This window comes from Streptomyces sp. NPDC007905, from assembly GCF_042959345.1.
In the GTDB taxonomy this organism is placed as follows: domain Bacteria; phylum Actinomycetota; class Actinomycetes; order Streptomycetales; family Streptomycetaceae; genus Streptomyces.
Window position 1 is genome coordinate 413,707 of the sequence record NZ_JBIBKS010000003.1, and the last position, 14,806, is coordinate 428,512.

General features: G+C 70.5%; 13 protein-coding genes. 4 read left to right on the plus strand and 9 right to left on the minus strand.

What is annotated here, in order from left to right; translation table 11 throughout:
• Nucleotides 1-52 precede the first annotated feature (52 nt).
• The 3 genes from ACFZDC_RS08245 (at nucleotide 53) to ACFZDC_RS08255 (ending at nucleotide 3,459) form a co-directional block, all read left to right on the plus strand.
• Nucleotides 53-994, plus strand: a complete 942-nt coding sequence (locus ACFZDC_RS08245) for a sucrase ferredoxin (RefSeq protein WP_391321380.1) — start codon at nucleotides 53-55, stop codon at nucleotides 992-994.
• A gap of 99 nt (nucleotides 995-1,093) precedes the next feature.
• Nucleotides 1,094-2,782 carry an ATP-binding protein gene (locus ACFZDC_RS08250; protein ID WP_391321382.1) on the plus strand — a complete coding sequence of 563 codons (1,689 nt, stop codon included), beginning with the start codon at nucleotides 1,094-1,096 and terminating at the stop codon, nucleotides 2,780-2,782.
• The gene (locus ACFZDC_RS08255; RefSeq protein ID WP_391321384.1) at nucleotides 2,779-3,459 is read left to right on the plus strand and encodes a response regulator; all 681 of its coding nucleotides are present in this window, start codon (nucleotides 2,779-2,781) and stop codon (nucleotides 3,457-3,459) included. Before ACFZDC_RS08250 ends, ACFZDC_RS08255 begins: the two co-directional genes overlap by 4 nt.
• 13 nt (nucleotides 3,460-3,472) lie before the next feature.
• On the opposite strand, the gene ACFZDC_RS08260 is transcribed toward ACFZDC_RS08255, so the two are convergent.
• The 3 genes from ACFZDC_RS08260 to ACFZDC_RS08270 all read right to left on the minus strand — a co-directional run bounded on the left by ACFZDC_RS08260 (nucleotide 3,473) and on the right by ACFZDC_RS08270 (nucleotide 6,274).
• On the minus strand, nucleotides 3,473-4,516 hold the full coding sequence (locus tag ACFZDC_RS08260) for an ABC transporter substrate-binding protein (protein WP_391321386.1): 1,044 nt from the start codon (nucleotides 4,514-4,516) through the stop codon (nucleotides 3,473-3,475).
• Between the two features lie 89 nt (nucleotides 4,517-4,605).
• Entirely contained in the window at nucleotides 4,606-5,469 is an 864-nt protein-coding gene (locus ACFZDC_RS08265) for an ABC transporter permease subunit (protein ID WP_391321388.1), read from the minus strand.
• Nucleotides 5,459-6,274, minus strand: coding sequence for an ATP-binding cassette domain-containing protein (locus ACFZDC_RS08270; RefSeq protein WP_391321390.1), 816 nt, complete (start codon nucleotides 6,272-6,274; stop codon nucleotides 5,459-5,461). Before ACFZDC_RS08270 ends, ACFZDC_RS08265 begins: the two co-directional genes overlap by 11 nt.
• Before the next feature lie 159 nt (nucleotides 6,275-6,433).
• Between ACFZDC_RS08270 and ACFZDC_RS08275 the strand changes: the two genes are divergently transcribed.
• Nucleotides 6,434-7,126, plus strand: a complete 693-nt coding sequence (locus ACFZDC_RS08275; RefSeq protein WP_391321392.1) for a response regulator — start codon at nucleotides 6,434-6,436, stop codon at nucleotides 7,124-7,126.
• A gap of 48 nt (nucleotides 7,127-7,174) precedes the next feature.
• On the opposite strand, the gene ACFZDC_RS08280 is transcribed toward ACFZDC_RS08275, so the two are convergent.
• The 6 genes from ACFZDC_RS08280 to ACFZDC_RS08305 form a co-directional block, all read right to left on the minus strand.
• The gene (locus ACFZDC_RS08280) at nucleotides 7,175-8,767 is read right to left on the minus strand and encodes a cation acetate symporter (protein ID WP_391321394.1); all 1,593 of its coding nucleotides are present in this window, start codon (nucleotides 8,765-8,767) and stop codon (nucleotides 7,175-7,177) included.
• Complete coding sequence (locus tag ACFZDC_RS08285) at nucleotides 8,764-9,312, minus strand: DUF485 domain-containing protein (RefSeq protein ID WP_391321396.1); 549 nt, start codon at nucleotides 9,310-9,312, stop codon at nucleotides 8,764-8,766. The genes ACFZDC_RS08280 and ACFZDC_RS08285 overlap by 4 nt, the downstream gene beginning before the upstream one ends.
• Before the next feature lie 69 nt (nucleotides 9,313-9,381).
• Nucleotides 9,382-10,071 carry a response regulator gene (locus ACFZDC_RS08290; RefSeq protein WP_391321398.1) on the minus strand — a complete coding sequence of 230 codons (690 nt, stop codon included), beginning with the start codon at nucleotides 10,069-10,071 and terminating at the stop codon, nucleotides 9,382-9,384.
• A complete protein-coding gene (locus tag ACFZDC_RS08295) occupies nucleotides 10,068-11,219 on the minus strand; it encodes a histidine kinase (RefSeq protein WP_391321400.1) in 1,152 nt (383 codons plus the stop codon). The genes ACFZDC_RS08290 and ACFZDC_RS08295 overlap by 4 nt, the downstream gene beginning before the upstream one ends.
• On the minus strand, nucleotides 11,216-11,737 hold the full coding sequence (locus tag ACFZDC_RS08300; RefSeq protein ID WP_391321402.1) for a DUF1453 domain-containing protein: 522 nt from the start codon (nucleotides 11,735-11,737) through the stop codon (nucleotides 11,216-11,218). Before ACFZDC_RS08300 ends, ACFZDC_RS08295 begins: the two co-directional genes overlap by 4 nt.
• Before the next feature lie 785 nt (nucleotides 11,738-12,522).
• Nucleotides 12,523-14,646 carry a DNA gyrase subunit B gene (locus ACFZDC_RS08305; protein WP_391321404.1) on the minus strand — a complete coding sequence of 708 codons (2,124 nt, stop codon included), beginning with the start codon at nucleotides 14,644-14,646 and terminating at the stop codon, nucleotides 12,523-12,525.
• Between the last annotated feature and the right edge of the window lie 160 nt (nucleotides 14,647-14,806).

Consider the following 14,806-nt stretch of genomic DNA (forward strand, 5'->3'; position numbering starts at 1 on the left):
CACGGGCACGGCCGGAAGTCTCCCTGCGCAGAGTCAGGTTAGGCTCACCTCTGTGAGTAGGTGTGCGACCGTCTCCCGGAGCCTCGACGAGCCCGTTGCCGGCACGGCTGCCACGGCGACGACCTGGCTGCTGCTGGAACAGCCCGGCCCGTGGGGTGCCAAGGCGCTCACTTCGAGCCATCTCGACCCCACGCTGGGCCGTGCCCTGGAGGCCGCCGCCGAGGGGACCGGCGTCCGCGTCGCGCTCATCCGGCGCCCCGGCCGCCACGCGGACCCCGGCACGCCCGCGCCCCGGCACGTGTACGCGGCCCACACCGTCCCCGGAAACGTGTGGCTGCACAGCGCCACCACCTGCGACCCGCACCGGCTGCTCGGCCTCGACTTCGCCGCTCTCGGCGCGGGCGACCACCGGTCCTTCGGCGTGGCACTCGGCGGGCGGCCGCACACGGGCGACCCGCTCGCGCTCGTGTGCACCAACGGCAAGCGGGACCGCTGCTGCGCCCTGCTGGGCCGCCCGCTCGCCGCCGAGCTGACCGCGTCCGGTGTGCGGGGCGTCTGGGAGGTCACCCATCTGGGTGGTCATCGCTTCTCGCCCACGGTGCTCGTCCTGCCCTACGGCTACGCGTACGGCCGCGCGGAGGCGCACACGGTCAGGGAGGCCCTGCACGGCGTCCAGGAGGGGCGTGTGGTGGTCGAGGCGTGCCGCGGATGCTCCGCCTGGGAACGGCCCGGTCAGGCCGCCGAGCTGGCCGTGCGCTCGGCGGTGGGAGAGTACCGGGCGGGCGCGCTGAGCGTCGTACGGACCGAGGGCAGGGCACCTCGCTGGGAGGTCACCGTCGCCCACGCCGACCGCCGCCGGTGGCGTGTCACGGTGGCACAGGGCGCGTCCCTGCCGCCGCGTCCGGAGAGCTGCGGCGCGGCGGTTCTCGGGGCGCCGGCGCGCATGCACGTGGTGGCGGTGCGCGAGCTGCGGACGACGGCGCTGGCGAGCTGAGCCCGGCCTCTCCCGCACCGGGTTCCTTCAACAAATGGTCAAGAGATCCGTGCCACACCCCCTTCGGCGACCGCTGTCCGCGCACGTAACGTCGTGGGCATGAGCCGCACTCCCCCCGCACGCCGCCTGCGCCTCGGTCTGCCCCGTCGGGTGTTCTCGCAGGTGCTGCTGATGCAGGTGGCGATCGCCGCGGGGGTCGCGGTGCTCGCGACCGGGCTCTTCCTGGCGCCGCTGAGCAAACAGCTGGACCAGGAGGCGATGCGCCGGGCACTGGCCATCGCGCAGACCACGGCACAGGACCCGCAGATCGCCGAGGGCGTCCGGAACACCCCGCCGACCAGGAACGGCCCGGTGCAGAAGGAGGCCGAGCGGATCCGGAAGGCCACGCACGCCGAGTACATCGTGGTGCTGGACCGGAACTGGGTGCGCTGGTCGCACCCCACGCCCTCGCAGATCGGCCACATCGTCTCCACCAGCCCCGAGGACGCCCTGGCCGGCAAGCAGGTCATGGAGATCGACAAGGGCACCCTGGGCCGCTCGGCCCGCGGCAAGGTGCCCCTGTACGACGCCGACCACCGGATCATCGGGGCGGTCTCGGTCGGCATCGCGTACGACAGCGTGCGCGCCCGGCTGATCAGCGCGATACCCGGACTGTTCGCATACGCGGGCGGTGCCCTCGCGGTGGGCGCGCTGGCCGCCTGGCTGATCTCGCGCCGGGTACAACGGCAGACCCGGGACCTGGCCTTCTCCGACATCTCGGCACTGCTCGCCGAGCGCGAGGCGATGCTGCACGGCATCCGGGAGGGCGTGGTCGCCCTCGACCGCGGCGGCCGCATCCGCCTGCTCAACGACGAGGCACGGCGGCTGCTGGGCATCGGCGACGAGGCCGTCGGCAAGTCCCCCGACGAGGCGCTCGGCGAGGGGCGTACGACGGACCTCCTGGCCGGGCGGGTGACCGGTACAGACCTGCTGACCGTGCGCGGCCAGCGCGTCCTGGTCGCCAACCGGATGCCCACGGACGACGGCGGTGCCGTGGCCACCCTGCGCGACCGCACCGAGCTGGAGCAGCTGGGCCGCGAACTCGATTCCACGCGCGGCCTGATCGACGCCCTGCGCGCCCAGGATCACGAGCACGCCAACCGCATGCACACCCTGCTCGGCCTGCTGGAGCTGGAGATGTACGACGACGCCGTGGAGTTCGTCGACGAGGTCGTCGGGGACCACCGGGCCACCGCCGAACAGGTCACCGAGAAGATCCAGGACCCGCTGCTCGCCGCCCTGCTGGTCGGCAAGGCGACCGTGGCGGCCGAACGCGGTGTCGCCCTGTGGGTGTCGGAACGCACCCGGCTCCCGGACCGGCTGATCGATCCCCGAGGGCTCGTCACGGTCGTCGGCAACCTCGTGGACAACGCGCTCGACGCGGTCGCGGGCACTCCGCACGCGCGCGTGGAGGTCGAGTTGCGCACCGAGGGACGTACGGTCGTCCTCCGCGTGCACGACACCGGCCCCGGGATCCCGGAGAACCAGCGGGAGTTGATCTTCACGGAGGGATGGTCCACCAAGAAGCCGCCCGCGCACGGTAAGCGGGGCCTGGGGCTCTCCCTGGTGCGCCGGCTCGCCGAACGGCAGGGCGGGAGCGCGACGGTGGGCGCGGCGGACGGCGGCGGCGCGGAGTTCACCGTCGTGCTGCCGGAGGCGCTGACCGAGCCGGAGCTGGAACCGGCCCGCACCGGATCCGTGGAACCGGCACCTGGGAATGTCCCCGCCGCCGAGGAGGAGGCGCGATGATCGAGGTCCTGGTCGTGGACGACGACGTGCGGGTCGCCCGGGTCAACGCCGCCTACGTGGAGAAGGTGCCCGGCTTCCACGTGGCCGGCGAGGCGCACAACGCGGCCGAGGCACTGTGCCGGTTGGGGGCGCTGCCGCGGCTCGACCTGGTCCTCATGGACCACTACCTGCCCGACGACACCGGGCTCGCGGTCGTCCAGGAGATGCGCAGGCGCGGCCACCAGACCGACGTGATCATGGTGACGGCCGCGCGGGACGTGTCGACCGTCCAGGCGGCCATGCGGCACGGGGCCCTGCAGTACCTGGTGAAGCCGTTCGCCTTCGCCGGGCTGCGGGCCAAGCTGGAGGCGTACGCCGAGCTGCGCCGCACGCTGGACGGCGGCGGCGAGGCCGAACAGGCCGAGATCGACCGCATCTTCGGCGCCCTGTCCGCGCCATGGGAGCCGGGGCTGCCCAAGGGGCACTCCCCATCCACCGCCGAGCTGGTGCGCCAGTCCCTGATGAGCGCCGACGGGCCGCTGTCCGCCCAGGAGATCGCCGAGCGGACCGGGCTGAGCCGCCAGACCGCCCAGCGCTATCTCAAGCTCCTGGAGCGCGCCGGGCGGGCCCTGCTGACCCTCAAGTACGGCGACGCGGGCCGCCCGGAACACCGTTACGTGTGGGCGACCCGCGCCTGAGCGGGGCGGTGCCTTACTTGGCAGCCTCGACGAACTCGGTCGTATAGGTCTTGCTCAGGTCCACCTTGGCGTTCTTGATGTTGGGATTGAACGCCTTGAGGACCTTCTCGACGGTCTCGGGGCCGTTCGCGGGCATCACGCCGTCCTTGGTGAACATCGGCAGTGTGCTCTTGATCGCCTCGGCGTAGAGCGTCTTGTCGCCCTGGGAGAAGTCGGCGGGCATCTTGGCCGCGATCTCGTCGGCGCTGTGGGTGGACATCCAGTTGAGCGTCTTGACGAATGCGTTGGCCAACTTCTGGACGGTGTCCTTGTGTCCGTTCACCCAGTCCGTCTGCATGTACAGACTGGACGACGGGTAGGGGCCACCGAGCGCCTTCAGCGAGCCCTCGGGCGTCCGCATGTCGAGCAGGACCTTGCCCGCCTTCTTGTCCAGGATCGTGGCGACGGTCGGATCGGTCGTCATACCGGCGTCGATCGAGCCCTGCTGCAGCGCTGAGATGAAGGTCGGCCCCGCACCGACGGCGACCGGACTGAACTCGCTGATCTTCACGCCGTTCTTGACGGCGAGGTACTTGGTGAGGAAGTCGGTCGAGGATCCGAGACCGGTGATGCCGAGCTTCTTGCCCTTGAAGTCCTTCGGCGAGGTGATGTCGCCCGCCTTCTTGGTGGAGACGACCTCCACCTCGCCGGGGGCGTGCGAGAACTGCACCACGGACTCCACCGACTTGCCCTTCGTCTGCAGGTCGAGGGTGTGGTCGTAGAAACCGACCGCTCCCTGGACCTGGCCGGAGACGAGCGCGGTCTCGGCCTGGACACCGGCGGGCTCACTGAGGAGTTCCACGTCGAGGCCCTCGGAGTCGAAGTAGCCCAGCCGCTGGGTGAGCATCGCCGGCAGATAGATGACCTTGTCCAGGCCGCCGACCATGATCTTGACCTTCGTGCCCTTGCCGTCGCCCTTGCTTCCGGCGTCGGCCGAGTCATTGGCGCAGGCGGTGAGCGAGGAGAGGGCGAGCAGGCCGGAGGCGGCGAGCGAGGCGTATCTGGCGGTCTTGAGCATGGCGGTTCACGTCCTTGTGAGAGGAAGGTACGGGGAAAGGGGGGTGTCTTGGAGCGGTTGGCCTCGGGGCGGCGCCGGGCGGGCCGGACTCAGTGGTCGGAGTTCGACGGCTTCCACCGGAAGATCCGGTGCTCGGCGAAGGTCAGCAGGCCCTCGGCGACGAGTGCGACGGCCGCGAGGATGACCATCGCGGCATAGACGCCGGCGGCGTTGAAGGTGCCCTGGGACTGGGCGACGAGCATGCCGATGCCCTTGGTGGCGCCGATGTACTCGCCGACGATGGCGCCGATGAGGGCGAAGCCGAAGCTGACGTGGAGGCTGGTGAAGATCCAGGAGGTGGCCGACGGGATGGCCACCTGGAGGGTCACCCGGCGGTCGCTCGCGCCCAGGATGCGGGCGTTGGACACCAGGTTGCGGTCGACCTCGCGGGCGCCCTGGAAGGCGTTGAAGAACACCGGGAAGAAGACCAGCACCACGGCCGAAGCGACCTTGGAGGCGGGGCCCAGCCCGAACCAGATCACGAAGATCGGGGCCAGGACGATCCTGGGGATGGAGTTGAGCACCTTGATGTATGGACCAAGGACATCGGCGAGAAAGGTGATCCGCCCCAGAGCGATACCGAAGACCACACCGGCGACGACACCGATGACCCAGCCGAGCAGCGCCTCCTGGAGCGTGGCCCAGATCTGCTCGCCCAGCGAGCCCTGAGCCGTTCCGTGCATCACCCAGGTGCTGATCTGGTCCCAGATCTGCGAGGGCATCGAGAAGTTGAACGGGTCGATGATCTTGGTTCGGGAGAGCCCCTCCCACAGACCGAGCACTGCCACCAGGACGAGCACCCGTGCGGTGTTGACGACCACCTTGCGCCTGCGGGCGGCCTGCGCCCGCGACTGCGCGCGGCCCGGAGTCTTCACCGTGTCGACGACCGGCGTGCTGATGACCTCAGGCGACATTGGCGGCACCTCTCTCGCGGGTGATGCGGACCTCTTCGCCGAGGGACTCCCAGATCTCGCGGTAGATCTCGATGAACCGCGGCTCCAGGCGCACCGACTCGACCTTGCGCGGCCGGGGCAGGTCGATGTCGAAGACCTGCTTGACGGTCGCGGGCCCGGCCGTCATCACGACGACCTTGTCGGCCAGCGCGATGGACTCCTCCAGGTCGTGGGTGACGAAGACGACGGAGGCACCCGTGCCCTCCCACAGCTCCAGCAGTTCGTCCGACATCAGCGCCCGGGTCTGCACGTCGAGCGCCGAGAACGGCTCGTCCATCAGCAGGATCTCGGGGTCGTTGACGAAGGTGGCGGCGAGGGCGACGCGCTTGCGCTGGCCACCGGAGAGCTGGTGCGGATAGCGGTCCTCGAAGGCCGCGAGACCGACACGGGCCAGCCACTCGCGGGCCTTCTGCTTGGCCTCGGCCCTGGACACGCCCCGGAAGCGCGGGCCGGCCATGACGTTGGACAGGACCGTGCGCCAGGGGAAGGTGGCGTCCTGCTGGAAGACGAAGCCGACCTTGTCGCCGACCCCGTCGACCGGCTCCCCGGCCACCAGCACCTCGCCCTCGGTGGGCTCCTCCAGGCCGCTGACCAGGGTCAGTGTGGTGGACTTCCCACAGCCGGTCGGCCCGACGACGGCCACGAACTCGCCGCGTCCGACGGTGAGATCCAGATCCCGGACGGCCGTGTGCAGACCCCCCGACGGAGTCCTGAAGGTCTTGCTCGCGCCCCGTAGCTCGATGGCGGGGCTGGTGTCTGCGCTCATGGGCCGGGACGGTAGGTGTGGCCCCGGCCACAGCAGCAGTCTTGTGAGCACAAGCCGTTCTTTTGCTCGCAAGAGCCTGTTGTGCTCATTTTGCTCGCGCTACAACTGCGGAGCACGAAACACGGGCTTAACGCTCGCCGGCCTTGAAGGAGAGGCCTGATGATTGACGTCCTGGTCGTGGACGACGACTTCCGCGTCGCTGAGATAAACGCCAAGTACGTGGGAAAGGTTCCCGGCTTCCGAGTGACCGCCCGTGCGCACAGCGCCGCCCAGGCCCTGGCCGCCGTCCAACGCGGCGCCGTCGACCTGGTGCTGCTGGACCACTACCTGCCGGACGGGACCGGCCTCGAACTCGTCCACCGCATGCGCGAGCAGGGCCACGGCACTGACGTCATCATGATCACGGCGGCCAGCGATGTGACGACCGTGCAGCAGGCGATGCGCCTGGGCGCCCTGCACTACCTGGTCAAACCCTTCACCTTCGTCGCCCTGCGCAGCCGGCTGGACTCCTACGCGGCCCTGCGCCGCACCGTCGACCGGGTGGGCGGCCGGGGTCTGACGGGCCAGGAACAGGTCGACCGCATCTTCGGCGCCCTGCGCACCTCCCCCGCTCCGTCCGCGCCGGGTCTGCCCAGCGGCCACTCGGAACCCACCACGGACCTCATCTGCGGCATCCTGCATCGCGCGGACCACCCGCTGTCGGCCCACGAGGTCGCCGCCAGAACCGGCCTGAGCCGCTCCACGGCCCAGCGCTACCTCCGCCACCTGGAACAGGCGGGCCGCCTGCGCCTCTCCCTGAAGTACGGCGACACCGGCCGCCCGGAACACCGGTACGCCTGGATGGCGCCGTAGCGCGGCCGGGCGTCCGACGGCCAGGACACGGCCGTCGGGCGGTGCCGACTAAACGGCTCCCGCCCCGGTCAGAGACCGCACTTCGGTCTCGGCGTACTTGGCCTCGTCCGCGACCTCGTCCGAGGTGACCGTGCCGAGCCAGCCGGCGAGGAAGCCGAGCGGGATGGAGACGATGCCCGGGTTCTGCAGGGGGAAGTACTGGAAGTCGACGTCCGGGAAGAGCGAGTCCGGGCTGCCCGACACCACCGGAGACAGCAGCACCAGACCGAGCGCGGGAACCAGACCGCCGTATACGGCCCACACCGCGCCGCGCGTCGTGAAGGAGCGCCAGAACAGCGAGTACAGCAGCACCGGCAGGTTCGCCGACGCGGCCACGGCGAAGGCGAGGCCGACCAGGAAGGCGACATTGAGGTCGCGGGCCAGCAGGCCCAGTGCGATCGCGGCGACGCCGATACCGGCCGCCGCGACGCGCGCCACCGCCACCTCGCTGCGCACCTTGGCATGCGGCCGCCGCAGCGAGGCGTAGAGGTCATGCGCCACGGACACCGAGGAGGCGAGCGTGATCCCGGCGACCACCGCGAGGATCGTGGCAAAGGCGACCGCGGCGACGACCGCGAACAGAACCGTTCCGCCCGTGGAACCGGCGCCACCGCCGAGTTCGAAGGCGAGCAGCGGTACCGCCGTGTTCCCTGCCGCGTTCGAGCGGCGCACGGCATCCGGTCCCACCACGGCGGCGGCCCCGAAGCCGAGAACGATCGTCATCAGGTAGAAGCCACCCATCAGCCCGATGGACCACACCGCCGAGCGGCGAGCCGCCCGCGCGGTCGGCACGGTGTAGAAGCGGGACAGGATGTGCGGCAGCCCCGCCGTGCCCAGCACCAGCGCGAGCCCCAGGCTGATGAAGTCGAGGCGGGCGGTCCAACTCCCTCCGTACTTCAGTCCCGGCGCCAGGAACGCGCTCGCCTGGCCGCTGCGCTCCGCGGCCGTGAGCAGCAGCCTGTCGAAGTCGCCGTGGAACCGCACCAGCACCAGCGCGGTCAGCGCCACCGTTCCGCCGAGCAGCAGGACCGCCTTCACGATCTGAATCCATGTGGTGGCCCTCATGCCCCCCAACGACACATAGATCACCATCAGGGTGCCCACCCCGATGACCGTCCAGGCCTGGGCGGCCCCGCTCGTCCGCCCCAGCAACAGCGCCACCAGGCTGCCCGCGCCCACCATTTGCGCGACCAGATACAGAACGGACACCGTGACCGAGGAAGTTCCCGCCGCGATCCGCGCCGGCCGCTCGCTCATCCGCGCGGCGACCACATCTGCCAGGGTGAACCGGCCGCAGTTGCGCACCAGTTCCGCCACCAGGAACAGCACGACCAGCCAGGCAACGAGGAAGCCCACCACATACAGCATCCCGTCGTAGCCGTACAGGGCGATGAGCCCGGTGACCCCGAGGAAGGAGGCGGCGGACATGTAGTCACCGGCGAGGGCAAAACCATTCTCCATCGGGGAGAAGAGCCGCCCGCCGGCGTAGAACTCCTCGGCCGAACCCTGCCGCCTGCGACTCACCCACGTCGTGATCCCCAGCGTGACGGCCACGAACCCGCTGAACAGCAGCAGCGCCAGCGTCTGTTGTCCACCGGTCACAGGGTGCCTCCCCGGGCTCCGCGCGTCAGTTCCTGGGTGTCCCAGCGCAGCTCGAGCGCGGCCCGGTCCCGGCGCAGCCGCGCATGCCGGGCGTAGGCCCAGGTGAGCAGGAACGTGGTGAGGAACTGCCCGAGTCCCGCCAGCATCGCCACGTTAACCGCCCCCGCCACGGGGCGGGCCATGAGTCCGGGCGCGGTCGTCGCGGCGACCACGTACCCCACGTACCAGACGAGGAAAGCGGCGACCCCTGGTACGACGAACCTCCGGTACCTGCCTCGCACCTCCTGGAAGGCCTCGCTGCGCTGCACCGCGACGTACACGTCACGAGCGCGCACGTCCGCTCCGTCCCGCTCCCCGCGCGCAGCCGGAACGGCCGGTGCCGGCATGCCGGCGCCGTCCAGCTCGCCCCAGCCGGAGGACAGCGCGTCGTACCAAGGGTCCTCGTACCTCACGTCGCGGGAAGCCTCGCCGGGCTCTTCCTGGCTCTCGGCCGAACTCCCGGAACCGTCCCCTGCCCCAGGGGCACGACCATTGCTTGACTGCATGCCCAAGGATGGACAGATCGGGAAGATCCCTGACTCTTCTTCCCCCGGCTCTTCACCCCAAAAGGTGACTCACTTCGCGGGTGGCCTCACCAGTCCCTTCCCGTAGGCGTACCGCACCGCCTGCGCCCGGTCCTTGAGGCCCGTCTTGGCGAAGAGGTTGTTGATGTGCGTCTTCACGGTCGCGGTGGAGACATGCAACTTGCGGGCGATCTCCTGGTTGTTCAGCCCCTCGGCGATCAGTACCAGGACCTCGGTCTCCCGCGCCGTCAGCCCGTCGGGAGCCTCCGCCGCGGCCGGTCCGGGCTCGAGCTCGGGCTGGGACAGCCGTTCCAGCAGCCGGCGCTGGACGCTCGGCGACAGTCCCGCGTCCCCCGACAGGACACTCTCCACGGCGCGTACGATCTCGTCGCCGCCCGCGTCCTTGGTGAGATATCCCCGGGCTCCCGCGCGCAGCGCGGGGAACAGCGACTCGTCGTCCGCGTACGTGGTGAGCACCACGACCTGGGTCCCCGGGTATTCCGCACGGATCCGGCGCGTGGCCTCCACGCCGTCGCAGCGGGGCATCCGCAGGTCCATCAGGACCACGTCCGGCGCGAGTTCCCCGACCAGCCGTACGGCCTCCTCGCCGTCACCCGCGGAACCCACGACCTCAACGCCGGGCAGCAGCCCGAGCAGCATCACGATGCCTTCCCTGACCACGGTCTGGTCGTCGGCGACCACCACCCGCGCGGGCTTCTTCTCCTCCTCCGGCTCCGTCATACAGGCACCTTCAGCGTCACCACGAACCCCTCCTCGCCCGGCCCCGCGTCGAGCGAGCCGCCCAGCAGTTCGGCGCGCTCCCGCATCCCCCGCAGACCGTACCCGGCGCCGGCCCCCGTCAGTTCGCCCGGCCGGCCACCCGAGTCACGTACGTCCAGCGTCACTTGGTGCTCGCCGTAGTCGAGCCGCAGGCGCACCTTGGCGCCATTGGCGTGCTTGCGCACGTTCGTCAGCGCCTCCTGCGCCACCCGGCGCACGGCCTGGGACGCCTCGGCCGGTAGCGGCCTGCGCTCACCCGAGACGGTGACCTGGGCACCGTCGGCCGCGCTGACGAGTTCGGACAGGAAGTCCTCCAGCGGGGTGAGCTCGCCCCGCAGCGCGGACAGTGCCTGCCGGGTCTCGGCGAGGCCGTCGCGGGCCATGCCGCGGGCGGCCACCACCCGCTCCAGGATCTGCTCCCGGTCGGCGCCGCGCTCGACCAGCAGCCGGGCCGCCTCGAGGTGCACCAACTGTGCCGAGAGGCTGTGGGCCAGCACGTCGTGGATCTCCCGGGCGATTCTGGCCCGCTCGGCCAGCGCCGCAGACTCGGCCTCGGCGGCTCTTGCGGCCCGCTCCTGGGCGAGCAGCCGCTGCGCGCTGCCCCGGGCCTCCGCGTCCAGCCGCAGCACGTACCCGGCGAGGGTCATGCCCGCCACCGTGGCGGCCGTGGTCAGCCACACGTCGTTGTTGAACGCGGAGTACGAGGCCAGCGCGACCGACGTCACGGGCAGGGCGGCCCCGAGAGGCAGCCGTTCCAGGGCGGAGATCCCGCAGCCGCACCAGATCACCAGAGCCAGTCCTCTGAACCCCGTGGCCTGGGCCGCGACCGCGATGCCCAGAAGTACGCCCATGAGAGCCAGGGAAGACACGAGCCGGTGCTCGTAGGTGGTGCGGAAGAACGCCCAGGAGACGAGAGCGGCCAGCAGGACCGCCGCCGCGGCCGCCAGTGCTCCCCAGATGCCGACGTGCTTCTGGCTGAACGCACCCCACAGGAGCAGGGCGAGCACCACGAGCCTGATGGCCCAGGCGAGGAGGCGCCGGGGCCGAGGGGTTCCCGCACGGCCGAGCGCCTCCCGCGACGGCCAGCGCGTCCAGGCGTTCTCCGTCACACGCGCTCCTTCCACGCCGAACGCATGTCGTCACCGTACGCCGGAGCCGTGCGGCTCCCGGAACCGAGGGATTGGGCCCGCCAGGTCAGGATTCCGCCACGGACCAGCAGGGTGCCGGCGAGGCCGACCATCAGGGCCGAGCTGTCCTGGTGCACGCCGGACACCACGCCGAGGGCGAAGACGCCGGCCCGCAGGGCTATGCCGACGAGCCACACCGCGACGCTGGCCTTGGTGCTCTTCGTCCACACGACACCGTCCGGGGCCGTCCAGACCCGGGTGGTCCAGGCCCAGCCGGCACCCGTGGCCAGGCCGATGAGCACCTCCACGGCGAGCAGCACGACGGACTCCGTGCGGTGGTGGGCGTCGAGTATGCCGGGCTCGCGCAGTGCCACGACCATGAGGATGACGGGCAGCAGCCACCAGCGCCGGTCGGTGTCGAGTGCGCGGGCACGGAACTGGCGCACGATCACTACGGCGACGACCGCCACGATCACCAACGCGTTGACGAGCCCGGACATCGCAGCCTCCGTGAGCGGAAGGGTGGTGTCGGAAGCGAGCGCTGCCGACGCCTTCGAACTTACGGAAATTCGCAGGTCAGGAGATCGGAGCGGGGGTGGATCGCGGGTGGAACCCCACGCCCTGGCCGCCTCCACCCGTGGGTGGAGAAACCTGCGGTGAGACGTGCGGGCCGCCTGACCGCCGGTGCTCGGTTGCCATGCCGACCGGAACTCCTGCCGGGACTCAGAAGTCGGGCGACGGCCTGGACGAGGGCATGGAGAGGGGGGAGGGTACGGCGAGGGGGGCCGGGACCGGTGGACGCCAGGTCGGCACGGCGAGCCGGGGCCGAGGCCGATGAGTCGGGAGGCCAATGAGTCACTCCCTGAAGCGGCACGGCGAGACGGCCTTCGTCGAGCGGATCGGAGCGGCCACGGGCCCGGGGCGGTGCAAGGGGCGGCGGCCGGTACCACCCATGCAGGCTGCGGCTCGTCGGGAGTACGCCCTGTCCGTTCGCCTCTGTCCGTTCGCCTCCCGGCGACTCAGCGCATCCCGCGCCCGGCACCGTACGCGCTCGGGCTCCCCAGCTTCGGCGCCCGACCCCTTCCGGCCCGATCGACCTGGCCCCACAACCGGGCCGCGAGGCGAAAGCGCCCTGCTCAACGCCGTACCACGGGCCGCTGTCCCCGGCACGTCCCGGCCGGGCAGCTGTCGATCCCCACCCCACCGACCAGAACGCCGGCCGACCGGTCCGCTCCCAGGGAGCGGACCGGTCATACGAAGTCCTGCGCGGGGCACCACGCAGCGGCTACGCGTCGATGCGTGACCGGTCCAGGGTCGCCGCCGAGCTGGAGATGAACTCCTTGCGCGGCGCCACATCGTTGCCCATCAGCAGGTCGAAGACCTGTTCGGCGGCCTCCAGATCGGAGAGGTTGATCCGGCGCAGGGTGCGGTGGCGCGGGTCCATCGTGGTCTCGGCCAGCTGGTCGGCGTCCATCTCACCCAGACCCTTGTAGCGCTGGATGGAGTCCTTGTACCGGATGCCCTTGCTCTGGAACTCCATGAGCTTGTCGCGCAGGTCGCGGTCGGAGTACGTGTAGACGTACTTGTCCTGGCCCTTCTTCGGCTGGACGAGCTCGATGCGGTGCAGCGGCGGCACCGCGGCGAAGACCCGTCCCGCCTCGACCATGGGCCGCATGTAGCGCTGGAACAGCGTCAGCAGCAGACACCGGATGTGGGAACCGTCCACATCGGCGTCGGTCATCATGATGATCTTGCCGTAGCGGGCCGCGTCGATGTCGAAGGTACGGCCCGAGCCCGCTCCTATGACCTGGATGATCGAGCCGCACTCGGCGTTCTTGAGCATGTCGGTCACCGACGACCGCTGCACGTTGAGGATCTTGCCGCGGATCGGCAGCAGCGCCTGGAACTCGGAGTTCCGGGCCAGCTTCGCCGTACCGAGCGCGGAGTCGCCCTCGACGATGAACAGCTCGCTGCGGTCGACGTCGTCGCTACGGCAGTCGGCGAGCTTGGCCGGCAGGGACGAGGACTCCAGAGCGGTCTTGCGCCGCTGGGCGTCCTTGTGCTGGCGGGCCGCGACACGGGTACGGGCGGCGGCGACCACCTTCTCCATGACGACCCGGGCCTGGGCGGCGGCGTCCCGCTTGGTGCTGGTCAGGAAGGCCTTGAGCTCCTTGGAGATCACGTTGAACACGATGCGGCGGGCCGCCGACGTGCCGAGCACCTCCTTGGTCTGCCCCTCGAACTGCGGCTCGGCCAGCCGCACGGTGACGACCGCGGTCATGCCCTCCAGGGCGTCGTCCTTGACGACGTCGTCCTCCGCGACGCGCAGCAGCTTCTTGGCGCGCAGCATCTCGTTCATCGTCTTGGTGATGGCCTGCTCGAAACCGGCCACATGGGTGCCGCCCTTGGGCGTGGCGATGATGTTGACGAAGGAGCGCAGGGTGGTGTCGTAGCCGGTGCCCCAGCGCAGCGCCACATCCACGCCCAACTCACGCGTGACCTCGGTGGGGGTCATCTGGCCGTGGTCGTCCAGGACCGGGACGGTCTCCTTGAAGGTGCCGTGACCCGAGAAGCGGAGGACGTCGCAGACCGGCTTGTCGTTCGCCAGGTACTCGCAGAACTCGCTGATGCCGCCGTCGAAGCGGAAGGACTCCTCGCCCTTGCTGCCGCCCTCGCCGAGTCCGAGCTCGTCACGGACGACGATGGTCAGGCCCGGCACCAGGAAGGCAGTCTGCCGGGCCCGCTGGTGCAGCGTCTCCAGGGAGAGCTTGGCGTCCTTCAGGAAGATCTGCCGGTCGGCCCAGTACCGCACACGCGTGCCGGTACGGGTCCTGGGGATCTTCTTGGCCTTGGCCAGACCGCTCTTGGCCTCGAACTTCGCGTCCGGACCGTCCCCCCGGAAGGCACCCGGCACACCGCGCCGGAAGCTGATGGCGTGTGTGTGGCCGCCACGGTCCACCTCGACGTCGAGGCGGGCCGAGAGCGCGTTCACCACGGACGCGCCGACGCCGTGCAGACCGCCGGAGGCGGCGTAGGAGCCGCCTCCGAACTTGCCGCCGGCGTGGAGCTTGGTCATGACGACCTCGACACCGGACAGGCCCGTCTTGGGCTCGACGTCCACGGGGATGCCGCGGCCGTTGTCCCGCACCTCCACGGAGCCGTCGTCGTGGAGGATCACGTCGATGTGGTCGCCGTAGCCGCCGAGGGCCTCGTCCACGGAGTTGTCGATGATCTCCCACAGGCAGTGCATCAGACCGCGGCTGTCGGTCGAGCCGATGTACATGCCCGGGCGCTTGCGCACGGCCTCGAGGCCCTCGAGGACGAGCAGGTGCCGCGCGGTGTAGTTGGAACCGTCCCGGTCTGCTCCTGCCAGCAGCGCTGTGGACGGCACGGACGTATCGGCGGTCACGCGGTTCGCTCCTCGCTGAATTTCAGGTGACCCCCTTGTGGGTAAGGGGGCGGCTTCGGTCGCCGCTCAGAGGGTACCGAGGCCTGGTAGAGCCGGTGTAACGCCACCCTCGTCGGAAACTCAGCCTAGTCCAGACTCGTATGCCTGTTCGATCCCTCGA